The sequence below is a fragment of the Thermasporomyces composti genome, from assembly GCF_003386795.1.
Taxonomy (GTDB): Bacteria; Actinomycetota; Actinomycetes; order Propionibacteriales; family Actinopolymorphaceae; genus Thermasporomyces; species Thermasporomyces composti.
This window is the reverse complement of sequence record NZ_QTUC01000001.1, coordinates 4,338,357-4,361,960: the sequence shown is the minus strand read 5'-3', so window position 1 is coordinate 4,361,960 and position 23,604 is coordinate 4,338,357. Positions and strand designations below refer to the sequence as shown.

Sequence of the window (23,604 nt, the reverse complement as noted above, 5' to 3'; positions counted from 1 at the left end):
GCGTCCGGCCCCGGCGCGTCTGGCCCGACCTGACGGCCGGACCAAACGCGAACCGAGGGTGTGCCAGACCGACGTGTACCCAGACTGTCGAAGGGCGCTGATCAGATCAGGCCGAGTGCCTGCATCGCCTCCGCGACCCGCACGAAGCCCGTCACGTTCGCGCCCAGGACGAGGTTCCCGGGAGAGCCGTACTCCTCGGCCGCCTCGTGGCAGGCGGCGTGCACGTCCCGCATGATCTGCTCCAGCCGACGCTCGGTGTACTCGAACGACCAGCTGTCGCGCGAGGCGTTCTGCTGCATCTCCAGCGCGGATGTCGCGACGCCGCCGGCGTTCGCGGCCTTGCCGGGACCGTACGCGATGCCGGCCTCCAGGAAGACCCTGATTCCCTCCGGGGTGGTGGGCATGTTCGCCCCCTCGGAGACGGCGATGCAGCCGTTCTTCACCAGCGAGATCGCCGTGTCGCGGGAGATCTCGTTGTGGGTCGCGGACGGGATGGCGACATCACACGGCACGTCCCACACTGATCCGCCAGCGACGTGACGCGCGTGCGGCACCCGCTCGGCGTAGGCGGTGAGCCGACCCCGTTCGACCTCCTTGACCTGCTTGAGCACCTCGAGGTTGAGTCCGCGCTCGTCGACCACGTAGCCGTTGGAGTCGGAGCAGGCGATCACCCGCGCGCCGAGCTGGCTGCACTTCTCCGCGGCGTAGATGGCGACGTTGCCCGCGCCGGACACGACGACGGTCTTGCCCTCCAGCGACGTGCCGCGAGCCGCGAGCATCTCCTGGGCGAAGAACGCCGCGCCGTATCCGGTCGCCTCCTTGCGGACGCGGGCACCACCCCAGCTCAGGCCCTTTCCGGTCAAGACGCCGGACTCGTACCGGTTCGTGATGCGCTTGTACTGGCCGAACAGGTAGCCGAGCTCACGGGTGCCGACGCCGATGTCTCCAGCCGGCACGTCGGTCTGCTCACCGAGGTGGCGGTACAGCTCCGTCATGAACGACTGGCAGAACCGCATGATCTCCGCGTCCGACTTGCCCTTGGGGTCGAAGTCCGAGCCACCCTTCGCACCGCCGATGGGCATACCGGTGAGCGCGTTCTTGAAGACCTGCTCGAAACCGAGGAACTTGATCGTGCCGAGGTAGACCGACGGGTGGAAACGCAGGCCGCCCTTGTACGGGCCCAAGGCGGAGTTGAACTCCACGCGGAACCCGCGGTTGATGTGAACCTCGCCACGGTCGTCGGTCCACGGCACCCGGAAGATGATCTGGCGTTCTGGTTCGCAGATCCGCTCAATCATCTTCATCTCGGCGTACTCAGGGTGGCGGTCCAAGACCGGCACGAGAGACTCCAACACCTCCCGGACCGCCTGGTGGAACTCGTGTTCCGCTGGGTTACGCCTGAGCACGTCGGCGTAGATGCGCTCGATCGTGGCCATGCTGTCGGCCATGCGGCGTGTGCGTCCTTCCTGTTGCGCGTGCTCGCGGAGGCTTCCGCTGCACAATAACCGGCTGGTCAGCCGCCTCTGATGGCCCAGGTCCAAAGTCCGCGGGCGCGTGGGACAACCCGTCACCTGCGGGGGCGGGTCGGCTCCAGTCCGTGTCAGTCGTCGGAGCCGACCGACGCGTACGCGACGACCCCACGACGCATCACGTCGGCCACCACGCGGGCGGTCCGCCGCACAGGGCCCTCGCCTGCCGCGTCAGCGATCTGATCGGCCAGGTCGAGGATCTGCTTGACCCACCGGACGAAGTCGCCGGCCGCCTGTCCTGACTCCTCCAGCACTTCCGTCAAGGACGCACCGGACGCCCACCGGTACGCCGCCCACGCGAAACCGAGATCCGGCTCGCGGAGGAAGTCCAGCTGAAAGTCATCCTCGAGCGCGTCGAGGTCGCCCCAGATGCGGACCAGGTCGCCGAGGGCCGTCTTGGCCGGGCCACCTGGCAGCTTCGGCGGACCCACGTCGTCGGGGGTCCGGGATTCGTATACCAGGGCCGACAGGCATGCCGCCAGTTCGGCCGGCTCGAGGCCGTCCCACACACCCTGACGTAGGCACTCGGCGGCGACCAGGTCGAGCTCGCTGTAGATGCGCGCCAGACGGTCGCCGGCCGGTGTGGTGCGATCGCCGTCGAGGTACTCCAGCTCGTCCAAAACCTGACAAACCCGATCGAACTGGCGAGCGATGGTGTTGGAACGGTGATCCACCCGCCGCTGCAACGCCTCCGTCTCCCGCTGGAGCCGAAGGTAGCGCTCCGCCCACCGAGCGTGTTCCTCTCGGTCGGGGCAGCTGTGGCACGGGTGCGCCCGCAGTGCGGCTCGCAGCCTGTGCAGCTCTGCGTCGTCCGCGGCCGGCGAGGGAGCGGCCGGTCTGCGGACGCGAGGCTCCTCGGGCACCCTGGCCCGCAGGGTGGCCGCCAGGTCTCGACGGTGCTGAGGGCTGCGCGGGTTGAACGAGCGCGGCAATCGCAGCCGCTGCACCGGGTGCACCGGGTAGGGAAAGTCGACCAGCGACAGTCGGCGCACGCGCCGATCGGCGGTGAGAACGGTCGGGCGCGGGTCGTCGCCGCGGGCGGTCTGGCCCACGTCGAGCACCACCGCCAGGCCGGCCCGGCGTCCCGCCGGCACCTGGATCACGTCACCGGGCCGCAGGCGGCCCAACGAGCCCACGACCTCAGCGCGCCGGTCGGCGCGTCGGCGGCGGGCGAGGTCGCTCTCGCGGTCCTTGATCTGGCGGCGCAGGGTGGCGTACTCCAGGAAGTCGCCCGCGTCGCACCGCATCGCCTCCCGGTAGCCGTCGAGCGCCTCCTGGTTGCGGCGGATCTGCCGAGCCAGACCGACGACGGCGCGGTCTGCCTGGAACTGCGCGAACGAGGACTCCAGCAGCTCCCGGGCGCGGTCTCGGCCGAACTGCCGGACCAGGTTGACTGCCATGTTGTAGGAGGGTCGGAAGCTGGACCGCAGCGGGTAGGTCCGGGTGGAGGCCAGGCCGGCGACCGCGGTGGGATCCAGGTCCGGCTGCCACAGAACCACGCCGTGCCCCTCGACGTCGATGCCTCGCCGGCCCGCGCGGCCCGTGAGCTGGGTGTATTCCCCCGGCGTGATCTGCGCATGCGTCTGGCCGTTCCACTTGACCAGTCGCTCGAGGACCACCGAGCGTGCCGGCATGTTGATGCCGAGGGCGAGCGTCTCGGTCGCGAAGACCAGCTTGACCAGACCTCGGGCGAACAGGTGCTCCACGACCTCTTTGAACGTGGGGAGCATGCCGGCGTGGTGCGCGGCGACACCGCGCTCGAGGCCTTCCAGCCACTCGGCGTAACCGAGCACGTCGAGGTCTTCCTCTGGCAGATCGGCGCAGCGCTCCTCGACGAAGTCGCGAATCTCGGCGGCCTCGGCGGGGGTGGTGAGGCGGACCCCCTCGTAGAGGCACTGGAGGACGGCGGTGTCGCAGCCCTGGCGGCTGAAGATGAACATGATCGCCGGCAGGAGGCCCTCGGCCGCGAGCTTCCGCGCTACCTGGGGGCGCGTCGGGGTGTAGGCGATCCGGCTTCCGCGAGGTTGGCGACCGCGGCGTGGCCCGCGTTGGTCGCGACGTGCGAACCGCCAGTGGTCGCGCACGACGCGCTCCAGCTCCGGGTTGACCTTGGCCCGTCCATCGGGGTGGCCGGTGTCGGCGAACAAGTCGTACAGGCGTCGGCCCACCATCACGTGCTGGTACAGCGGCACTGGACGGCGCTCTTCGACGACGATTTCGGTGTCGCCGCGGACGGTGGCCAGCCACTCACCGAACTCCTCGGCGTTCGAGACCGTCGCCGACAGGGAGACGACCTGCACCGACTCCGGGAGGTGGATGATCACCTCCTCCCACGTGGCGCCCCGAAACGGGTCGGCGAGGTAGTGGACCTCGTCCATGACCACGTACGCCAGCCCCAGCAACGTGGGGGAACCGGCGTAGAGCATGTTGCGCAGCACCTCGGTGGTCATGACCACGATCGGGGCCTCGCCGTTGATCGTGTTGTCGCCGGTGAGCAGCCCCACCTGGTCCGTGCCGTAGCGGTTGACCAGCTCCACGTACTTCTGGTTCGACAGCGCCTTGATGGGGGTGGTGTAGAAGCACTTGCCGCCGACCTCGAGCGCCAGGTGGACGGCGAACTCCCCCACCACGGTCTTGCCGGAGCCCGTCGGCGCGGCGACCAGGACCCCCTTGCCGGCTTCGAGCGCCTGACAGGCCCTGACCTGGAACGGGTCGAAGTCGAAGGCGTAGAGCTGTCGAAACGACCGGAGCTTTGTGCCGTTGTCGGCGCGGAACCGGGCGTACCGCTCCGCGGGTGAGCTCATGGCTCCCAGGCTACGGCCTGGCTCCCCCGCGCTCGCGTGGGCATCCCTCACCGTCGCGAGGTTGCGCGCGCATCGCCTGATTCGTCCCAGTGCGTGGCCGTTTGGCGGAGCAAAGTTGTCGAGCAGCCGAAGGCGCGTCAGCGCGTCTCCGGCGGCGGTGGGGCGAAGACCTGGAGGGCTCCGGGCACGCATTCGACGGTCAGCGGCAGCGGCGCCACGGGCTCGCCGTCGGCGTAGGCGGTCACGTCGTCGGACGAGAGGGTGACCTTCTTGGCGCGGTAGGTCGTCAGCGCCGGATGTCCGACGTGCGTGCCCTTGCTGAGCTTGGGGAACATCCAGACGAGCTCCCGCCGGCGGATCGCGCCAACGACCGTGACGTCGAGCATGCCGTCGGTCGGGTCGGCGCCCTCGCAGATGCGCAGACCTCCGCCGTAGGAGCGTGTCACGCCGACCGCGACGAGCAACGCGTTGGCGTGCTCCTCCTCGCCGTCCAGGTCGAGGACGAAGTGCTGGGTGCGGAAGCGGCCGAGCTCGGCGAGCACGGCGACGTCGTAGCGCATGCGTCCGCGCGGCCACGTCATCGTCTGCATACGCTCGGCCACTCGCGAGTCGAATCCCGCGCACAGCACGGTCGCGAACCACCCGTCGGGGGTGCGGCCCAGGTCGTGGGAGCGGGTGAATCCGGCGACGACGATGTCTGCGGCGGCGAGCGGGTCCCGCACGGGGATGCCGATCGCGCGGGCGAGGTCGTTCCCGGTACCCGCGGGAATCACGCCCAGTGGTGTCGACGTCTGCGCCACCGCGTCGAGGGCCAGCCGCACCATTCCGTCGCCGCCGACGATGACGAGGCCGTCGACGCCCCGGGCGACGGCCCGCCGCGCCATGTCCGCGGCCTCCGCCGCGTCACGACCAGCCTCCCACCGGGCGTCGAGGCCAGCCTCACGCAGCCGGTCGGTCACAGGTTCGGCCAACCGGGCACCACGTCCACGCCCGGACGTCGGGTTGACGAGGACGACGATCTCACGCGCCACGCCGCGAGCGTAGCGCCCGGCGGGTGTCGATGGGGACAGCACCACCGCCCGGCACCGGCGAGGGATCAGCTTCGGTCGCGGTCACCGGCGGTCAGTCGTCGACCTTACCGGCGTTCTGAATGGCATCGATGTCGATGCCCTGGGCGATGAGACGGGCCCGACGCCGCCGGTCGAACATCCTCGCGATGATCTCCGAGGCGAGGAACAGCATGCACATCGGGATGGCCAGCAGCAGCATCGTGATCGGGTCGACGGTCGGCGTCGCGACGGCCGCGAACACGAAGATGAAGAAGATGATCGGCGACCGCCACCTGCCGATTCGCTCACCGGTGAGGACGCCGACGAGGTTGAGCAGCACGACGAACACCGGGATGAGGAAGGCCACCCCGAAGACGACCAGCACCCGCAGGACGAACGAGAGGAACTCCTCGATGTTGAGGATGTTCTCGAAGAGGCTCCCGGGCGGGGTGAAGCTGAGCAGGACCTCCAGACCTCTGGGCAGGACCCAGTAGCCGAGCAAGATGCCGCCGACGAACAGCGGTGCCGAGGAACCCAGGAACAGCAACGTGTACTTGCGCTCGTGCCGGTGCAGCCCTGGGACGATGAACGCCCAGATCTGGTAGAGCCACACCGGGCACGACAGCACGAGGCCGGCCACCAGCGAGATCTTGAGCATGATCATGAGCGGGCTGGCGGCACCGCCGAAGTTCAGCTTGGCGTCGACGCCCTTCTCCTCGGCGATCTGCTCCATGGCCGCCACGAGGGGCTTCGAGAGCAGGTCGAAGATGGCCTCGCGGAAGTACCACGCCACCACCATGCCGAGCAGGAGGGCCACGACTGACTTGATCAGACGCGACCGCAGCTCCCGAAGGTGCTCGACAAGCGTCATCCGCCCCTCGGGGTCGGGTGGCGGCTTGCGGCTACGACCCACGCGCAGGCGCGGGAGAGAAAGGCTCACGACACCCCCAGGTTGGCCCGGTGCACCTCAGCGGAGGAAAGCGGCAGACGGCGCAGCGCGGTCGTGCCTGGCGCCGCGGTTACTGAGAGTCGTTGACCGACTGCGCTTGGGTCTGCTGTGTGCTGGTCGCCGTACCAGCCTGGTTGATCGGCTGCGGCTCGACGGCCGGCGCGGTCGCCTTCGGCTCGTCGTCGTCGCGAATCTCCTTCTTGAAGATCTTCAATGCCTGACCGAGCCCCTTGGCGGTCTGGGGCAGCCGGGTCGCACCGAAGAGCAGTACGAGAACGACTCCGATGATGATGAGCTCGGTGGGTCCAAGGTTCGGCATTGTCGGCCTCTCGTCGACGGTTCTCGGTTGATGGTACGCCCTGGCTCGCCCGTCGGCCCCGGACCAGGGCTCATCCGCGCTGACCGGCCCCGGCCGGGCGGCGATGCGGCCCGCGACCATCGAAGCGGTGCTTGGCTGCATGGCCGTTGGATCCGACATCTTGGCGGGCGGAGGGGGCGCTGGCAAGCACGCGTTCAAGCTCGGCCGCGGTGGCCGCGAGTGCCGTGACCTTCTGCCACAACCACCACCCCAGATAGCCAAACCAAAGGATGGCGAAAAGGAAGATCCCGCCGAAGAGGAGCAGCCACCTCACGCGGCAACCCTAGCGTCGTTCGGTGGTCGCTGACGACTTGTGACCTTGGCGGGTCCGACGGTCACCAGGACCGGCGAGGCTGGACCAGGTGGGTGCGGCAGCTCCGCCTGTCACACCGACCCGTACGCCTCGAGCGCTCGGGCCGCGTCCGCCCGGACCGCGTCCGCCAGCTCGGCCGGCTCGACGATCCTGGCCGAGCCGCCCAGCCGCAGCGCGAGGCGTCGAAGCCAACGGGGATCCGCGACTCGGAGTCGGACCCGTAACGACCCATCGGCCGCCTCGGTGACCTCCTCGCACGGGTAGTACTCAGCGACCCACGCCGCCGAGGGATCCAGCTCCAGTGTCGCCATCGCGGTGGCCGCCGATGGCTGGAATGCCCCATGTGACAGGTCCCGAGGTCGCGCGTCCGGCGGTGGGCTCGCCGGCTCGTCGAGTACGCGGGCCTCGACCATCCGGTCGAGGCGGAACAGCCGGACGTCCTTGGCCTTGTGGCACCACCCCTCCAGGTAGGTCCACCCGTCGGCCAAGACGAGGCGCATCGGGTCGACGTCCCGTTCGGTGGTCTCGTCCCGGGCTGGAACCCAGTAGCGCAAGTGAAGGCGACGTTTCTGGTCGAGCGCGTCGCGAACGGCGGTGCGGATCGCCGGGTCCTCCACGCTGTCGAGGCGGACCGCCACCTTGTCGACGGCGTTGTCGCCGTGACCGACCGCCTCCTCCAGTCGAGCGATCACGCGGTCGACCAGCTCCCGCTCACTCTCGCGGCCCATCTCGCGGAGGACGCGGAGCGCGACGAGCAGCCCGAGCGCCTCGTCGGCGGACAGCCGGAGAGGGCGGGCGAGGTAGTCCGCGTTGGACACGTGGATGACACCTTCGCCGTGCACGGCGTCCATGTCGACCTCGATGTAGTCGCCGGGCATCATGCCGGGCAGACCACAGAACCACAGCACACCGAGGTCGGCGACGAGCTGCTTCTCGCTGATTCCGAAGACACGCGCCACGTCGGCCACCCGGGCACCTGGGTGGGCCAGCAGGTACGGCAGCAGCGCCAGGAGCCGACGGACTTGCGCTTTGGCTCCTCCGGTGGACTGACGGGGGGTCACGGTGCCGCCTCCACCAGGAGGCCCTTCAGATGCTGGATGACACTCTCCCGGACGTCGGGCGGGTCCAGCGCCACGGCGTCGGCGGCGTACCCGGCGACCTCCTCGACGAGGGCGACGGTGTCGTGGAAGGGCACCTCGACGATGTCCCAGTCGGGTCCATCCGAGGTCACCGACTGCGCTCGCCGTCGCAGGCTGTAGCAGGCCCCGGCCCGCACGCGGATCCGGGCGAGACGACGCTGCTCCTCCGGCAGCGAGAGTCGGGCTGCCTCGGCCCGGATGTCCACGCCCTCGGGAACGACGAACGCGTTGGGCCGGCCGATCAGCCGGGCCGGCCCAACGATCCGCGACAGTCGGAACATGCGAGTCGCCTGACGGTCGCGATCGTGGCCGACGACGTACCAGCGGCCCCGCCAGTTGAGGATGCCCCACGGCTCGAGGGTGCGAGGCTGCGGACCGCTGGCGCCTGGGCGACGGTAGTGGAACGTGACGACGGTTCTCGTGCGCACCGCGCGCCACAGCGGCTCGAACGCCGGCTCACCGGCGGGGAGGCGGGGTTCGAGGACCGACAGCGAGGTGGTGTCGATGTCGGCGCCGTCAGCGGCGAGCTTGAGGACGGCGTGGGACGTTGCCTCGGCGAGGCTCGCGTGCTGCCAGACGCGGGCCGCCAGACCGAGCACGGCCGCCTCCTCGGCGGTGAACCGCAGCGGCGGCAGCTCGAACTCGCTGCGCCGGATCCGGTAACCGACCTCGTCGTCGAAGCTCGACGACACCGGCCCGACCTCGATGGGGATGCCGAGATCCCGCAGCTCCTCCTTGTCGCGTTCGAACATCTTCTCGAACGCCTCGGTGGACAGCTCGCGGTAGTCCTCCACGAGCTGGCGGAGCTTGGCCTTGGGGACGAAGTGTCGGGACACGAGCAAGCAGATGACGAGGTTCATGAGCCGCTCGGACTTGCGGGGCGTCACCGTGGCTCACCCCCCTCCTGGCTTGGTCGGTCCCCGACCACGGTAGCGACCACCTCGGTGACCGTAGCGCAGCCGCTGGCGTCGTCGGCGACAAAATCTGTCCGACGCGACGTGCCCGCGACATCGCGTCATGGGACGCCTCGGCCGTCCCGGCGGCGACGGAGAGACGACGCGGCGGTGAGGGCCGCCGGACGTCCAGCCGCTCGCTCGGCCCCCTGGCGGCCACCTGGTCGCACGACCTCCGTCGGCGTCCTAGCCGGCGTCGGCTTGCCGGGCGTGGAGGATGTCGACGACGAAGACCAGGGTGTCGGTCTTCTTCAGGTCCGCCTCGGGGATGTCCTGGCCCAGCCCTTTGTCGGGTGGAAGGACCAGCAGCACACGCGAGCCCACGGTCTGGTCGACCAGTCCTTCGCTCAGACCCTTCACCGGCGTCTGCCGCAAGGGCAGGGTGATGAAGGCGCCGCGCTTCCAGGTGGAGTCGAACTCCTTGCCGGTACGCCAGTTGACGGCGGTGTAGTGGAGCGTGACCGTCGAGTCGGCCGTCACCTTCGCACCCTCACCACGGATCAGCGGGGCGGCCACGAGTTCCTTGGGTGCGTCGGTCTTCGGCACCTTCACCGACGACGGGATGCCCTTCTCGTCCACGTCGACGGTGGGCAGGCCCTCCGGGGGCGTCACCTGCTCGCCCTCGGCCTTGGACAGGGGCGTGTAGGCGTCACGGACGTCGATGACGAACAGCAGGGTGTCGGTGCCCTCGATCCCGGCCTGTGGGTTTCCTTGCTCGCCGTAGCCGTCCTCGGGAGGGATGGCCAGGAGGACGCGGTCACCCACCGACTTGCCGACCAGGCCGGTGACGAAGCCGTCGATGAGCTGGCCACGCTTGAGGCTGAACGCCGCCGGTTCTCCGCGCTGCCAGGAGGAGTCGAACTCGGACTGGTCGCGCCCGTTGATGCCGACGTAGTCGACGACGATCTGCTGACCCTCCTTGAGCGTGGGACCGTCGCCGTCCCGCAGCACTTTGGACTGCGTCGTGGTCACCGAGAACGGTTTCTGGAAGCCGACCTTCGGCTTCTCGTCTGGTGCGCCGGTGACCTTCACCGAGTCGAGGCTCGCCGTCTTCGGCTTGGGCGAACCGGACGAATCAGATGAATCGGACGAGGAGCCGCAGCCAGCTGCCACGACGAGGACGAGGGAGCTGAAGAGGAGGGCAAGCAGACGACGCACGAGCGCACCTCGCAGCGATCGACGGACAGGTGGACAAGCGCCACGCAGGGCAAGCCACGACCCTAGACCCCCAAGCTGAGACGGCGCTGAATGCCCCAGGGGTGTCGCCCGGCCGGACCGTCCGAGGTCCCGATGGACACGCCCGACGACGCGACCAGGACGAGGGGCCCGGCGGCCTCACATGCTCTGGATGAGCTTTTCGACCCGTTCGTCCACGCTGCGGAACGGGTCCTTGCACAAGACAGTGCGCTGTGCCTGGTCGTTCAGCTTCAGGTGGACCCAGTCGACGGTGAAATCCCGCCGGCGCTCCTGGGCACGCTTGATGAACTCGCCCCGCAGGCGGGCCCGTGTGGTCTGCGGTGGGACCGACTTGGCCTCGAAGACCTCCAGGTCGCTCGTCAGCCTGGTCACCGCGCCACGACGCTCGAGGAGGTAGTACAGACCCCGGTCCCGGTGAATGTCGTGGTAGGCGAGGTCGAGCTGGGCCAGCCGAGGGTTGTTGAGCGACAGACCATGCTTCTCGCGGTAGCGCGACAGCAGCCGGTACTTGATCACCCAGTCGATCTCTCGTTCCACCAAAGACAGGTCGCCGGAGTCGACCGCCTTGAGGGTTCGCTCCCACAAGTCCAACACCCGGGTGACGGTCGGGGTGGCGAGATCCCGGCGCTCGACGAAGTCGCGGGCCTTGGTGAAGTACTCCTCCTGGATCTCCAGCGCGCTCGCCTCGCGACCGTTGGCCAGCCGCACCTTGCGCCGGCCGGTGATGTCGTGGGAGATCTCCCGGATGGCTCGAATCGGGTTCTCCAGGGTCAGGTCACGCAGCACCAGCCCGGACTCCACCATGCGCAACACCAGGTCGGTGGCACCGATCTTGAGCAGTGTCGTGGGCTCGGCCATGTTGGAGTCACCCACGATCACGTGGAGCCGACGGTAGCGCTCGGCGTCCGCATGCGGCTCGTCCCTGGTGTTGATGATCGGCCGCGATCGGGTGGTGGCCGACGAGACGCCTTCCCAGATGTGCTCGGCGCGCTGGCTCACGGCGTAGACCGCGCCTCGAGGAGTTTGGAGGACCTTGCCGGCGCCGCAGATGATCTGGCGCGACACGAGGAACGGGATGAGAACGTCGGCCAGGCGGGAGAACTCCCCGTGCCGGCTCACCAAGTAGTTCTCGTGGCAGCCGTAGGAGTTGCCGGCTGAGTCCGTGTTGTTCTTGAACAGGTAGACATCTCCGGCGATGCCCTCTTCGCGAAGCCGCCGCTCGGCGTCGACGAGGAGGCCCTCGAGAATGCGCTCGCCCGCCTTGTCGTGGGTCACCAGGTCGGTGATGGAGTCGCACTCCGGAGTGGCGTATTCCGGGTGGCTCCCCACGTCCAAGTAGAGGCGAGCGCCGTTGCGGAGGAAGACGTTGCTGCTCCGCCCCCAGGAGACCACCCGACGGAAGAGGTAGCGGGCTACCTCATCGGGTGACAAGCGCCGCTGGCCACGGAAAGTGCAGGTGACGCCGTATTCGTTCTCGAGGCCAAAGATGCGGCGGTCCATGGTCACCACACTATGCCGTCGTGACGGTTTGGGGGCGGAGCATCGAAAGTCGATTCCGGCTTGTGATGGGACTACGGACCAGTGTCCGGCCTGGAGGACCCGGACGACGAGGCCGTGCCGCCGTTCGTGGAGCCGCCCTCAGCCGAGGACCCGGTGGCGAGCAACCGCTCCAGGGTCTGGCCCACCAAACGCCGGAACTTGCGCTTCTGCGTGCGAGTCCGGTCGAGGATCGCCACCTCGAGCTGGCTGGCGTCGAGCGTGCGAGGACCGTCGCCGTCCTGGCCGAGGGCGGCGACGGCGAGCTGGAGCGCGTCCGTCAGCGGTAGGCCCGGCTGGTAGCGCTGCTCGAGGTAGGCGTTGATCTGGTCCGCCGATCCGCCCATGACCGCGTACCCGTGCTCATCGGCCACGGAGCCGTCGTAGGTCAGGCGGTAGATCTGGTCGTCCTCCGCGGTCTCACCGACCTCGGCGACGAAGAGCTCGACCTCGTACGGCTTCTCCCCCACCGAGGAGAAGATCGTGCCCAGGACCTGGGCATAGAAGTTCGCGATACCGCGGGCGGTGACGTCGCGCCGGTCGTAGGCGTAGCCACGCATGTCGGCGCTGCGCAGCCCAGCCACGCGCAGGTTCTCGAACTCGTTGTAGCGCCCGACCGCGGCGAAAGCGATCCGGTCGTAGATCTCGCTGATCTTGTGCAGCGCGCGCGAGCGGTTCTCCGCGACCAGCACAATGCCGTTGTCGTACTGCAGGACGACGACACCTCGGCCGCGGGCGATGTTCTTCCGGGCGAAGTCCGCCCGGTCCTTCATCTGCTGCTCGGGCGAGACGTAGAAGGGCATCGTCATGACGCGCCACCCTCCTCTTCTGGCAGCGGCGAGGCGACCGGACCGTCAGGCCGGCGCCGGCGACCCGCGAGCATCTGGTCGACGAGGGCGGCCACCTCATCGTCGGGTACGCGCTGGAAGCCCGCGTCGGTCACGACGGCCACCAGCGGGTAGATCCGCCGCATCACGTCGGGGCCGCCGGTGGCGGAGTCGTCGTCGGCGGCGTCGTAGAGCGCCTGCAGGCACGCCGCCACCGCCTCCTCCTGGCTGGCCTCCTCACGGTAGAGCTTCTTCAGCGCGCCACGAGCGAACAGGGAGCCCGACCCGATGGCGTGGAACCGCTGTTCCTCGTAGCGGCCGCCGGTGATGTCGTAGGAGAAGATCCGGCCCTTGCCGAGCTCCAGGTCGTAGCCGGCGTAGAGCGGGACGGCCGCCAGCCCCTGCATGGCAAGGCCGAGGTTGGTGCGCAGCAGCATGCCGAGCCGGTTGGCCTTGCCCTCCATCGACAAGGTGACGCCCTCGAGCTTCTCGTAGTGCTCCAGCTCGACCTGGAACAGCCGGATCAGCTCCGCGCCGATTCCCGCGCTGCCGGCGTAGCCCACCACGGAGTACTCGTCGGCCTGGAAGACCTTCTCCACGTCGCGGACGGCGATGAGGTTGCCAGCGGTGGCCCGACGGTCACCAGCCATGACGACGCCGCCATCGAAACACGACGCCACGATGGTGGTGCCGTGCGGGATCTCATCGGCCGACGGGGCGCCAGCGTGCGCCCGCCGCCCAGGGAGTAGGTCGGGGGCGTAGGCCGCGAGGAAGTCGACGAACGACGACGTCCCTGGGGCCAAGAGGGCATCAGGAAGACGCCCGGCGCCTGCTCGATCGGTGCCCACACATCTCCTTCCAGACGGTGTGTTTGCCGGCGAGGTGCCGGTTCACGGTGGAACATACCGACTGCGCCGTCCTCGGTGGTACAAGGCTTCACGTCCGACGCGATCGGCCCATATCGGCGTCGCCGCCCGCGGGGGCGGGCGGCGACGCGTACGTGTCGGACCCTCGGGTCCGCCCTACTGGCCACCTTTCTGGACGAAGCTCCGAACGAAGTCTTCGGCGTTCTCCTCAAGAACCTCGTCGATCTCGTCCAGAATCGAATCGACCTCCTCGTCGATCTTCTCCTTGCGCTCCTTCGCGGCCTCACTGGGCTCGACCTGGGTGAGCTCCTCCTCCTCGGAGGTCTTCCGGGGCGTTCTGTGCCGCTGCCCGCCACCTTCGTGTGCCATACCGACCAACCTTCCCAGCCGCTCCACGCCTGGACCGTCCCGTCACGGTCGGGTGGTCTTCTTTGACCCTACAAGCGCGCGCCGACGTCAGGCAGGTACCCGCGTGCCCACGATCAACACCGGCCACTCATCCGCGGAGCTCTTCCCCGCCGGTCCGGCCTTCGCGAGGTCGGAGGTCGATGTCAGGAGGGTCGTGGGAGGCGCCGGGCCTGCCGTCACGGCCAGCGCGGGCCCCAGCGCCGTGCCGAGCTCGGCTCAGCCGCCGGTGATGGCGCGGACGAGCTCCTCGGCGGTGCGACAGCGGTCGAGCAGCTCCCCCACGTGCGCCCGAGTGCCCCGCAGCGGCTCCAACGTCGGGACCCGCTGCAGCGACTCGTGGCCGGGCAGGTCGAAGATCACTGAGTCCCACGACGCGGCGGCGACGTGCTCGGCGTACTGGGCGAGGCAGCGACCGCGGAAGTAGGCCCTGGTGTCCTCCGGTGGGTTGTGGACGGCCGCCTCGATCTCCTCGTCGGTGACGAGCCGCTCCATCCGACCGCGCTGGACGAACCGTCGGTAGAGACCGCGCTCCGGCCGCAGGTCGGAGTACTGCAGGTCGATCAGCTGGAGCTTCGGGCTACTCCAGTCCAGGCCGTCGCGTTCGCGGTACTGCTCGAGCAGCGACAGCTTCGCCACCCAGTCCAGCTCCCGGCTGAGCGACATTGGGTCGGACTCCAGTCGGGTCAGCACCGACTCCCAGCGGTCCAACACGTCGCGGGTCATGGGATCGACGTCGGAGCCCATCCGATCCTCGACGTACTTCCGGGCGTTGTCGAGGTACTCCATCTGGACCTGGACGGCGGTGAGCTTCCGGCCGTTCTTGAGCGTGAGCAGATGCTTCAGGCTCGGGTCGTGCGACACCTCGTGGAGCGACGAGACCGGATGCTCCAACGTCAGGTCGACAGTGAGGAAGTTGTCCTCGATCATCGACAGCACCAAGGCGGTGGTCCCGGCCTTCAGGTAGGTCGCGATCTCGGACAGGTTCGCGTCACCGATGATGACGTGAAGCCGACGGTACTTGTCGGCGTCGGCGTGCGGCTCGTCCCGGGTGTTGATGATGGGACGTTTGAGCGTCGTCTCCAGGCCGACCTCGACCTCGAAGAAGTCGGCTCGCTGACTGATTTGAAAGCCTGCGCGGCTGCCATCCTGACCGATGCCGACCCGACCCGCGCCGCAGAAGACCTGACGGGTGACGAAGAAGGGCGTCAGGTTGCGCACGATGTCGGCGAACGGCGTGGCCCGGGACATCAGGTAGTTCTCGTGGCAGCCGTAGGACGCGCCCTTGTTGTCGGTGTTGTTCTTGTACAGCAGGATCGGCGTCGACAACGGCGGCTCGGCCGTCCGGCGGGACGCCTCGAGCATCACCCGCTCACCCGCCTTGTCCCAGAGGACGAGATCCCGGGGGTTGGTGACCTCCGGGGAGGAGTACTCGGGGTGAGCGTGGTCGACGTACAGGCGGGCGCCGTTGGTCAGGATCGCGTTGGCCAGCCCGACCTCTTCGTCCGTGAGCTGGCTCTCGTCGGCGAACTCCCGGGCGAGGTCGAACCCTCGAGCGTCGCGGAGTGGGTTCTCCTCCTCGAAGTCCCAGCGGGCTCGCCGGGTCCGCATGACCTGGCCGGCGTAGGCGTTGACCACCTGGGATGAGGAAAGCATCGGGTTCACGGTCGGCTGGCCAGCGACGGAGATCCCGTACTCGGTCTCGATCCCCATGACCCGATGCACGCTCATGACTCGAGGCTACCCGGACACATCGCGCATCGGCCGGCACATCCACAGCCGGGGGATGTTGGGTCAGCCACCACGTGTCGCCGAGGGGCCGAGCGGCTCCGGACGGCCATCCGGACGAATGAGGTGTGTCGGGCAACCCGGGCCCAGCGCCTCAGCCACCACGTGTGAACGCGACAGCCACCGACTTCTCTGCTCCACCGGCGAACCTCGCCGGGGACGGGAGCGGAAGGGTGGTCTCGCGGCGCGATCGCCTCGAGCCATGACACAGGTGGGGCGACGACGCCGCGAGCGTCGTCGCCCCACGGGAGCCGGTTCGTTGCCGGAGCCTCAGAGGTACTGGCCGGTGTTGGCGACCGTGTCGATGGACCGGCCGGCCTCGGCGCCCTCCTTGCCCTGGACCAGGGTGCGGATGAAGACGATCCGCTCGCCCTTCTTGCCCGAGATCCGAGCCCAATCGTCGGGGTTGGTGGTGTTGGGCAGGTCCTCGTTCTCCTTGAACTCGTCGACGCAGGCCTGGAGCAGGTGGTGCACTCGCAAGCCCTTCTGCCCCTGCTCGAGGTAGTCCTTGATGGCCATCTTCTTGGCGCGGTTGACGATGTTCTCGATCATCGCGCCGGAGTTGAAGTCCTTGAAGTAGAGGACTTCCTTGTCGCCGTTGGCGTAGGTGACCTCGAGGAAGCGGTTCTCGTCGAGCTCGGCGTACATCCGCTCGACGGCGCGCTGGATCATGGCCTGGACGCACGCCTCGCGGTTGCCGCCGAACTCCGCCAGATCGTCGGGGTGCAGGGGCAGGTCAGGCGTCAGGTACTTCGAGAAGATGTCCCGCGCCGCCTCGGCGTCCGGGCGCTCGATCTTGATCTTCACGTCGAGTCGTCCAGGCCGCAGGATGGCCGGGTCGATCATGTCCTCACGGTTGGACGCGCCGATGACGATGACGTTCTCCAGCCCTTCGACGCCGTCGATCTCGGAGAGCAGCTGGGGAACGATGGTGTTCTCGACATCGGAGGACACGCCCGAACCTCGGGTCCGGAAGAGCGAGTCCATCTCGTCGAAGAAGACGATGACGGGAGTACCTTCGCTGGCCTTCTCCCGCGCCCGCTGGAAGACGAGACGAATGTGGCGTTCGGTCTCGCCGACGTACTTGTTGAGCAGCTCCGGACCCTTGATGTTGAGGAAGTAGCTCTTCCCCTCGGTCTTGGCGTCGCGGGCCGCCACTTGCTTCGCCAACGAGTTGGCGACTGCCTTCGCGATGAGGGTCTTTCCGCAGCCAGGGGGCCCGTAGAGGAGGACGCCTTTCGGAGCCTTGAGACGGTGCTCGCGGAAGAGGTCGGCGTGCAGGTACGGCAGCTCGATCGCGTCCCGGATCTGCTCGATCTGGTTGCGGAGGCCGCCGATGTCCTCGTACCGAACGTCGGGAACCTCTTCGAGGATGAGCTCTTCGACCTCGGTCTTGGGGATGCGTTCGTAGACGTAGCCCGAACGTGGTTCGAACAGCAGCGAATCACCGGCCCGAATGGGGGTGTCGCGCAGCGGCTCAGCGAGTCGGGCGATGCGTTCGTCGTCGGTGTGGCCGATGACCAGCGCTCGTTCACCGTCGTCGAGCAGCTCCTTGAGCATGACCACCTCACCCACCCGCTCGTAGCCGAGCGCGCGGACGACGTTGAACGACTCGTTGAGCATGACCTCCTGGCCCGGCCGCAGCTCGCTGACGTCGACGCTCGGGCTGACGTTCACCCGAAGCTTGCGACCGCCGGTGAAGACGTCGACACTTCCGTCGTCGTTGGCGGAGATGAAGACGCCGAAGCTCGCGGGGGGCTGAGCGAGCCGGTCGACCTCCTCCTTCAGCGTGACGATTTGCTCGCGCGCCTCGCGCAGAGTCGCGGCGAGGCGTTCGTTCTGGGCCGTGACGTTGGCGAGCATCGCCTGGGTCTCAGCGAGCCGCTGCTCTAGCTGACGGGTCTCTCGCGGCTGCTCGGCAAGGCGGCGCCGAAGTGCGGCAACCTCTTCTTCGAGGTAGGTGATCTGGCTGGCGAGCTCGTCCGGCGAGCGCGCCGCACGCTGGTCATCGTGTGCGGGCACGTCCCTCACCTCCCCAGTCCATGGTCCATGGACACCCATGGTCGACGCCGGTTCGCGGTTGCCGCGAGCTACTGCGCCGACGCCTTAGACCCTATATCTCCGAGGCGACACGACGTCATACCCACAAGGCAGAACGTCACGATCCGGTGGCGAAATGTGGTTATTGTCTCGATGGGAAGTCTCGAGCCTTCCACAGTACGGAATACGGAAGAGGCGCGAGTGCGGAAGAGACGCGTCGCGACGTCTGCTGTCAGTCGTTCTCGGGTGCGGTCTGCTCGGGTCTTACCGCGTCGTCAGTCCGCCGGCCGGCCAGCTTCGGGTCAGCCTCGTGACCGCAGGACTCGTTCTCGGCCGGCGTCGAGGCACGCGGGGCCGGTGAGGTGGGCGCCGGTGACGGCTCTGACGTGAGAGAGGGCGCGTCGGGGCGCGGACCGGTGTAGTCCTCCCCGTAGGCGCCTGGTGCTGGGCGCCGTCGGCGGCGTGGCGCCGTGACTCCCGGCGCGAGCCGACGCGTCGTCATGAGGAAGCCGGTGTGCCCCACCATCCGGTGGTCGGGCCGAATCGACAGCCCCTCGATGTGCCAGGTGCGCACCAACGTCTCACTGGAGATCGGCTCGGTGAAGCCGCCATGGGCCCGCACCGTCTCCACGAGCCGACCCAGCTGGGTGGTCGTCGCGACGTAGCAGCACAAGACTCCACCGGGGCGGAGGGTGGCCGCGGCCCACGGCAGGCAGTCCCAGGGGGCGAGCAGGTCGAGCACGATGCGGTCAGCTCGCGGCTCGGTCGGCGCCTCAGCGACGTCACCGACGACGAGGTGCCAGGTGGACGGGGACTCCCCGAAGAATCGTTCGACATTACGGCGGGCGATCAGCGCGAAGTCGTCCCGGCGCTCGTAGGAGGTGACGCGTCCGGTGGGTCCGACGGCGCGCAGCAAGGCGCACGTGAGCGACCCAGAGCCGGCGCCGGCCTCGATGACGTGCGCGCCCGGGAAGATGTCGGCGGCGATCAGGATCTGACCGGCGTCCTTCGGGTAGACGATGGTCGCTCCGCGCGGCATGGCGAGGACGTAATCGGACCACAGGGGGCGCAGCGCCAAGTACGGCACGCCGCCGCTGGAGGTGACGACCACACCCTCCGGTTTGCCGATCAGCTCGTCGAGGGCGACCCCGCCCCGGTGGGTGTGGAAGGTCCGCCCGGGCTCGAGGGTGACCAGGTGGTGGCGCCCCTTGGGGTCCTCCAGACGCACCTGTTCGCCGGCCCGGAACGGACGGATGTCGTCGGGGAGGTCCTGCGGCACCCCGTCGTCGGGAATGTCAGGGAGACGGTCGTCCGGAACGTCGCTCGACGGCATGGCGGGCAGCGTAGCCACCGCCGGAGAGAAGGCTCAGGCCCGGGCCAGCGCGCCGTCGACATCGGCAGTCGACAGCACGCCGTAGACCTGCCCATCGGGGTCGACCAGGAGGTACTCCGTCGCCGGCAGCGCTCCCATCGCTCGGATCAGGTCCTCGCCGCTGAGGTCCGTGGCGAGCACGAGTCCTGGCTCGACGCGGCGTGCGACGTCCCCCACGGAGATCCACGGCCGTCGGTGGGTGGGCGTGGCGATGACGGCTGCCTCGCTGACCACCCCGGTGGGTCGTCCCTCGCGGTCGACCACCACGAGGGAGCCGGCCCGTGCCTCCTGGGCCCGGCGAATCGCCTCGGCGAGGGGCAGCTCGGGCGGCACGGGGACCGCCCGCCGAGCGAGAGCGCGGGCACTGATCCCCGGCAGCTTGCCTCGGATCCGCGCAGACATGAGCGCCTGGGTCGAACCGGCCCACAGGAACATGGCCAAGACCAGGCTCCAGACGATGTAGAGCAGGCTGGGGGTGCCGTCGGTGCCGGACGCCAGGAACCACGGCAGGGCGAGAACCAGGATCGCGACCGCACGGCCGGCCCAGCCGGCCACCTTGGTGGCCAGGTGGGGACGTCGAGTCACCGCCCAGATGCCTGCGCGGATGATCCGTCCCCCATCGAGCGGAAGGCCTGGCAACAGGTTGAACAGCCCGACGAGCAGGTTCGTCCACGCGAGCTGGATCAGGCACAGCTCAACCAGGGCGGGGCCGCCGCCGACGCCGACGAGGACGCCAGCGGCTGCGGCGCTGATGGCCAAGGAGGTGAGCGGCCCCACCACCGCGACCAGGAACTCGCGCCACGGTGTCTGCGGCTCACGCTCGATCTCGGACAGGCCGCCGAGGAACTGCAAGGTGATCGCGCGTACTGGGAGTCCGAAGCGGCGGGCGACGAGGACGTGGGAGATCTCGTGGACGAGCACGGACGCGTACAGCAGGACGGCGAAGCCGAAGGCGGCGACGAAGGACCAGACGCCCAGCCCCGGGACCTGCGAGTCGATCACTGGCTTGAAGATGTAGGCGATGAGCAAGGCGACCAGGATCCAGGACAGGTTGACGTAGACCGGCACCCCGGCAATCCGCGCGATCTTCAACGAGCCGGGTCGCTGCTCGGCGAGCTGGCGTCCCTTGTCGTCGTTCGTCTGTCTCACGGCTGGCCCCGCTTCACATCGTCGGACCGCGGTGGGTGGACCTCTCCCGATGCGTCCGATATCCGATCGCTACGCACTGGCACACGACCATCACTCGCACACAACCATCGCCCCAGCCCACTGTCGTCGGCACCGCGTCTCGACTCTTGTACGAGCAGGTGACGGCCGGTGTTCCCGCGCGGGTCCTGCCCGTCCGATCCCGTTGCGGACAGGCGCGGGTAGGTCAACGCTATCGCCTCGCGGGGTTCGTCCAGGTTCGAAGCCATGTCCACGGCCTGTCCTAGGCTTTCGTCCATGATCGCACCACAGTCGAGCGGTACGTCGGTGACGGGTGCCGGGGAGGACGAGCGAACCGACGTCGTGGGTGTGCTGTCGCCGTCCCGAGCCAGCGACTTCATGACCTGTCCCCTGCGGTACCGCTTCCGAGTGGTCGACAAGATCCCCGAGCGGCCGACGGCCGAGGCGGCACGCGGTACGGTCGTTCACGCGGTTCTCGAACGCCTGTACGACCTGCCCGCCGCGGAGCGGACGGTCGAGCGCGCGGTGAGCCTCCTGCGCCCCCAATGGCAGGCGCTGGTGGAGACCGAACCGGATCTGGTCGCCGTCCTCTGCGGCGAAGAGGAGGACGCTTCGAGGACGCAGGCCGAGCGACTGGAAGAGTTCCTGGCGAAGGCTCAGCCGCTCCTCGAGCGGTACTTCGACCTCGAGGATCCGACCCGGCTCGAGCCAGCGGAGCGGGAGCTGTACGTCGAGTGCGTCCTCGACTCCGGCCTCATGCTGCGCGGCTACATCGACCGCCTCGACGAGGCGCCGAACGGCTGGTTGCGCGTGGTCGACTACAAGACCGGGCGGGCGCCCGCTCCCGGCTACGAGCAGCGCGCGATGTTCCAAATGCGCTTCTACGCGCTCGTCCTGTGGCGTCTGCGCGGTGTCGTGCCGCGCCTGCTCCAGTTGGTCTACCTCGGCAGCGGAGACATCTTGCGCTACTCCCCCGACGAAGCCGACTTGCGCGCCACCGAGCGGAAACTCCTCGCCCTGTGGGCCGCGATCGAGCGGGCGCACACCACCGGCGTGTGGAAGGCGAACCCGAGCGCCCTGTGCGACTGGTGCGATCACAAGGTGCGCTGCCCCGCCTTCGGCGGTACCCCTCCCCCGCTGCCGGCCGACCGCGACCCTGCAGCTCTCGAGGCGACGAGCGTTCCCGAGGCACCGTCGGCCCGCACGTCCGCGGTGGACTTGTAAGCGGCTTTCGTCCCTGCCGCCGAGCAGCCCATGGTGGCGGACTCCTGCTCAGGGTGGAGTCTTGCGGCTTCGTTCTCCGCTGGTCGTATGAGGGGAGGCGGCCAGGGCCCGACCTACGCTCGGATCGTGCGCCTTCCCCAGGACGTTCGGCGGTGGGTCAGGGCTCATCCCACCGCACTCGACGGTGTTGTCGCCGCTGCCCTGACCGTTGCCAACCTCCTCAGCCTCAGCGTGAGAAGTTACGGCGGTATCACCTTCCGTGACCCCGATCTGCTGGGGGTCCTCGTGAATGTCGCTGCCGCCGCCCCCCTGGTCGTGCGTCGCCGCTTCCCGGCGATCGTCGCCGCGGTCGTCGCGGCGGCGTACCTGACGGCCGGTTTCCTCGACTACAGCATGTTCTCCGGCTCCTTCGCGGCGCTGCTCGCGCTCTACACGCTCGGAGCGCACGCCCCGATGGTGCCGGGCCTGCTTCTCACCCTCGCCACGGCAAGCGGCGTGGTGGGCTACCTCTTCGCCAAGAGAGAGGTCCTGGCCGCCGTCGGGTTGCAAGTGAACGCCTGGACGGTGGGTGTGGAGCTGCTCGTCTACATCGGGATCTGGCTCATCGGCCGCACCGTTCGGGCGCGTCGGGAGTATCTCGCCGAACTGGAGCACCGAGCCGAGCGCTTGGAGCGCACCGCCTCGGCCGAGCTGCGCGCCGCGCTGGCGGAGGAACGGGCACGCATGGCCCGCGAACTCCACGACGTTGTCGCGCACCACGTGAGTGTCATGACCGTCCAGGCGGCCGCTGCCCGTCGAATGATCGAGCGCGCCCCCGAGCGCAGCGTCGAGGCCATGCGAGCAGTCGAGGAGACCGGGCGGGCCGCACTTGTCGAGATGCGTCGGATCGTGGGTGCCCTCCGGAACGCCGATGCGGAGGAGTCGCCGTCAGCCGAGCTGCCGCCCCAGGCGGGCGTGAAGGAACTCGACACCCTGATCGACCGAGCTCGCGAGGCGGGGCTGGACGTCGACTTGACCATCGTCGGCGAGCCGCGCGAGCTCCCCTCGAGCATCGACCTCGCGATCTACCGAGTGGTGCAGGAGTCGTTGACGAACACTCTTCGCCACGCTGGGCCGACCAGAGCGGCGGTCGTGCTGCGCTATGAGCCCGACGCGGTCGAGGTCAGTGTCACCGACGACGGCAGCCGCAAACGGGGTGGCACACCTCGACCCGCCGACCCCGAGCGGGTCGGGCATGGTCTCATCGGAATGCGCGAACGTGTGACGCTCAACGGCGGCACCCTCTACACAGGCCCGCGTAGCGTCGGAGGATTCGAGGTCAAGGCACGACTTCCGCTGGAGGAGGCCCGTACGTGAGCAACCAAGCGCCCGAGACGCCGACCAGGGTCCTCCTGGTGGACGACCAGCCGCTCCTGCGGACCGGTTTCCGGATGATTCTGGAGGCAGAACCCGACATCGTCGTCGTGGGCGAAGCCGGCGACGGCGAGAAGGCCGTCGAGGAGGCCCGAGCCCTCCAGCCGGACGTCGTGCTCATGGACATTCGGATGCCCCGCAAGGACGGCGTGGAGGCGACTCGTGCCATCACCGGCGCTGCCCGGGCCAGCAGGATCAAGGTGCTGATCCTCACCACGTTCGACCTCGACGAGTACGTTGTCGAGGGGTTGCGGGCCGGTGCGTCCGGCTTTCTGCTCAAGGACGTGCCACCCGAGGAGCTCGTGCGTGCCATCCGCATCGTCGCCCGGGGTGACGCCGTCGTCGCGCCGACGGTGACGCGGCGACTGCTCGACCAGTTCGCGCAGAACCTGTCCGTGGGAGGCAAGGCGCGGGAGGAGCTGTCGCGGCTGACCGAGCGTGAGCGGCAGGTGCTGCAGTTCATGGCGCGCGGCCTGTCCAACGCGGAGATCGCTCAGGAGCTGTTCCTGTCCGAGACCACGGTCAAGACCCACGTGGGCAATGTGCTGGGCAAGCTCGGTCTCCGCGACCGGGTCCAGGCCGTGGTGTTCGCCTACGAGAGTGGGCTGGTCCGCCCGGGCATGGCCTGAGTCTTCCGAATCACGCTCCTGCCAAAGCGTCACGCATACCCGACGG

Annotated in this window: 19 protein-coding genes and 1 pseudogene; 3 read left to right on the top strand and 17 right to left on the bottom strand. The window is 68.7% G+C overall.

Features of this window, described 5'->3' with window-relative positions:
* Positions 1–101: 101 nt before the first annotated feature.
* The 17 genes and pseudogenes from gdhA to DFJ64_RS18995 all read right to left on the bottom strand — a co-directional run bounded on the left by gdhA (position 102) and on the right by DFJ64_RS18995 (position 20,274).
* Positions 102–1,448 carry an NADP-specific glutamate dehydrogenase gene (gene gdhA, locus DFJ64_RS19075; RefSeq protein ID WP_115851677.1) on the bottom strand — a complete coding sequence of 449 codons (1,347 nt, stop codon included), beginning with the start codon at positions 1,446–1,448 and terminating at the stop codon, positions 102–104.
* Positions 1,449–1,600: 152 nt separating this feature from the next.
* Positions 1,601–4,333, bottom strand: coding sequence for a DEAD/DEAH box helicase (locus DFJ64_RS19070; RefSeq protein WP_115851676.1), 2,733 nt, complete (start codon positions 4,331–4,333; stop codon positions 1,601–1,603).
* Between the two features lie 137 nt (positions 4,334–4,470).
* The gene (locus tag DFJ64_RS19065; protein ID WP_115851675.1) at positions 4,471–5,364 is read right to left on the bottom strand and encodes a diacylglycerol kinase; all 894 of its coding nucleotides are present in this window, start codon (positions 5,362–5,364) and stop codon (positions 4,471–4,473) included.
* Positions 5,365–5,455: 91 nt separating this feature from the next.
* Complete coding sequence (gene tatC, locus DFJ64_RS19060; protein ID WP_245941248.1) at positions 5,456–6,322, bottom strand: twin-arginine translocase subunit TatC; 867 nt, start codon at positions 6,320–6,322, stop codon at positions 5,456–5,458.
* 79 nt (positions 6,323–6,401) lie between these two features.
* Positions 6,402–6,650: a Sec-independent protein translocase subunit TatA/TatB gene (locus tag DFJ64_RS19055; protein ID WP_115851673.1), complete on the bottom strand. Its 249-nt coding sequence runs from the start codon at positions 6,648–6,650 to the stop codon at positions 6,402–6,404.
* Between the two features lie 70 nt (positions 6,651–6,720).
* The gene (locus DFJ64_RS19050) at positions 6,721–6,963 is read right to left on the bottom strand and encodes a hypothetical protein (RefSeq protein ID WP_115851672.1); all 243 of its coding nucleotides are present in this window, start codon (positions 6,961–6,963) and stop codon (positions 6,721–6,723) included.
* A gap of 110 nt (positions 6,964–7,073) precedes the next feature.
* Entirely contained in the window at positions 7,074–8,063 is a 990-nt protein-coding gene (locus DFJ64_RS19045) for a helix-turn-helix transcriptional regulator (protein WP_115851671.1), read from the bottom strand.
* Positions 8,060–9,028, bottom strand: coding sequence for a helix-turn-helix transcriptional regulator (locus DFJ64_RS19040; RefSeq protein WP_115851670.1), 969 nt, complete (start codon positions 9,026–9,028; stop codon positions 8,060–8,062). Before DFJ64_RS19040 ends, DFJ64_RS19045 begins: the two co-directional genes overlap by 4 nt.
* 252 nt (positions 9,029–9,280) lie before the next feature.
* Complete coding sequence (locus DFJ64_RS19035; protein WP_115851669.1) at positions 9,281–10,252, bottom strand: FKBP-type peptidyl-prolyl cis-trans isomerase; 972 nt, start codon at positions 10,250–10,252, stop codon at positions 9,281–9,283.
* A gap of 177 nt (positions 10,253–10,429) precedes the next feature.
* Complete coding sequence (gene pafA, locus DFJ64_RS19030; protein ID WP_115852247.1) at positions 10,430–11,791, bottom strand: Pup--protein ligase; 1,362 nt, start codon at positions 11,789–11,791, stop codon at positions 10,430–10,432.
* 71 nt (positions 11,792–11,862) lie between these two features.
* A complete protein-coding gene (gene prcA, locus DFJ64_RS19025; protein WP_115851668.1) occupies positions 11,863–12,636 on the bottom strand; it encodes a proteasome subunit alpha in 774 nt (257 codons plus the stop codon).
* Complete coding sequence (gene prcB / locus DFJ64_RS19020; RefSeq protein WP_115851667.1) at positions 12,633–13,502, bottom strand: proteasome subunit beta; 870 nt, start codon at positions 13,500–13,502, stop codon at positions 12,633–12,635. The genes prcA and prcB overlap by 4 nt, the downstream gene beginning before the upstream one ends.
* 174 nt (positions 13,503–13,676) lie before the next feature.
* Positions 13,677–13,889 carry a ubiquitin-like protein Pup gene (locus tag DFJ64_RS19015; protein WP_115851666.1) on the bottom strand — a complete coding sequence of 71 codons (213 nt, stop codon included), beginning with the start codon at positions 13,887–13,889 and terminating at the stop codon, positions 13,677–13,679.
* A 255-nt stretch (positions 13,890–14,144) separates the two neighbouring features.
* Entirely contained in the window at positions 14,145–15,656 is a 1,512-nt protein-coding gene (gene dop / locus DFJ64_RS19010; RefSeq protein WP_115851665.1) for a depupylase/deamidase Dop, read from the bottom strand.
* A gap of 327 nt (positions 15,657–15,983) precedes the next feature.
* Entirely contained in the window at positions 15,984–17,735 is a 1,752-nt protein-coding gene (gene arc / locus DFJ64_RS19005; RefSeq protein ID WP_211310674.1) for a proteasome ATPase, read from the bottom strand.
* A 421-nt stretch (positions 17,736–18,156) separates the two neighbouring features.
* Positions 18,157–18,996 (bottom strand): annotated as a pseudogene (locus DFJ64_RS19000) (tRNA (adenine-N1)-methyltransferase); the annotation flags it as partial.
* Between the two features lie 123 nt (positions 18,997–19,119).
* Positions 19,120–20,274 (bottom strand): site-2 protease family protein, encoded by a 1,155-nt coding sequence (locus DFJ64_RS18995; RefSeq protein ID WP_245941246.1) that lies wholly within the window; start codon positions 20,272–20,274, stop codon positions 19,120–19,122.
* A gap of 294 nt (positions 20,275–20,568) precedes the next feature.
* On the opposite strand from DFJ64_RS18995, the gene DFJ64_RS18990 reads away from it, so the two are divergent.
* From DFJ64_RS18990 to DFJ64_RS18980, 3 genes are all read left to right on the top strand, one after another.
* On the top strand, positions 20,569–21,516 hold the full coding sequence (locus DFJ64_RS18990) for a RecB family exonuclease (protein ID WP_115851662.1): 948 nt from the start codon (positions 20,569–20,571) through the stop codon (positions 21,514–21,516).
* A 126-nt stretch (positions 21,517–21,642) separates the two neighbouring features.
* Positions 21,643–22,872 carry a sensor histidine kinase gene (locus DFJ64_RS18985; RefSeq protein ID WP_170152673.1) on the top strand — a complete coding sequence of 410 codons (1,230 nt, stop codon included), beginning with the start codon at positions 21,643–21,645 and terminating at the stop codon, positions 22,870–22,872.
* Complete coding sequence (locus DFJ64_RS18980) at positions 22,869–23,558, top strand: response regulator (RefSeq protein ID WP_281268524.1); 690 nt, start codon at positions 22,869–22,871, stop codon at positions 23,556–23,558. The genes DFJ64_RS18985 and DFJ64_RS18980 overlap by 4 nt, the downstream gene beginning before the upstream one ends.
* Positions 23,559–23,604: the final 46 nt, after the last annotated feature.

What these genes read in the sequence shown, in the direction of transcription:
- gdhA (WP_115851677.1), bottom strand. Translation starts at nt 1,448, where the DNA reads ATGGCCGACAGCATGGCCACGATCGAGCGCATCTACGCCGACGTGCTC.
- DFJ64_RS19070 (WP_115851676.1), bottom strand. Translation starts at nt 4,333, where the DNA reads ATGAGCTCACCCGCGGAGCGGTACGCCCGGTTCCGCGCCGACAACGGC.
- DFJ64_RS19055 (WP_115851673.1), bottom strand. Translation starts at nt 6,650, where the DNA reads ATGCCGAACCTTGGACCCACCGAGCTCATCATCATCGGAGTCGTTCTC.
- pafA (WP_115852247.1), bottom strand. Translation starts at nt 11,791, where the DNA reads ATGGACCGCCGCATCTTTGGCCTCGAGAACGAATACGGCGTCACCTGC.
- prcA (WP_115851668.1), bottom strand. Translation starts at nt 12,636, where the DNA reads ATGACGATGCCCTTCTACGTCTCGCCCGAGCAGCAGATGAAGGACCGG.
- DFJ64_RS19015 (WP_115851666.1), bottom strand. Translation starts at nt 13,889, where the DNA reads ATGGCACACGAAGGTGGCGGGCAGCGGCACAGAACGCCCCGGAAGACC.
- dop (WP_115851665.1), bottom strand. Translation starts at nt 15,656, where the DNA reads ATGAGCGTGCATCGGGTCATGGGGATCGAGACCGAGTACGGGATCTCC.
- DFJ64_RS18990 (WP_115851662.1), top strand. Translation starts at nt 20,569, where the DNA reads ATGATCGCACCACAGTCGAGCGGTACGTCGGTGACGGGTGCCGGGGAG.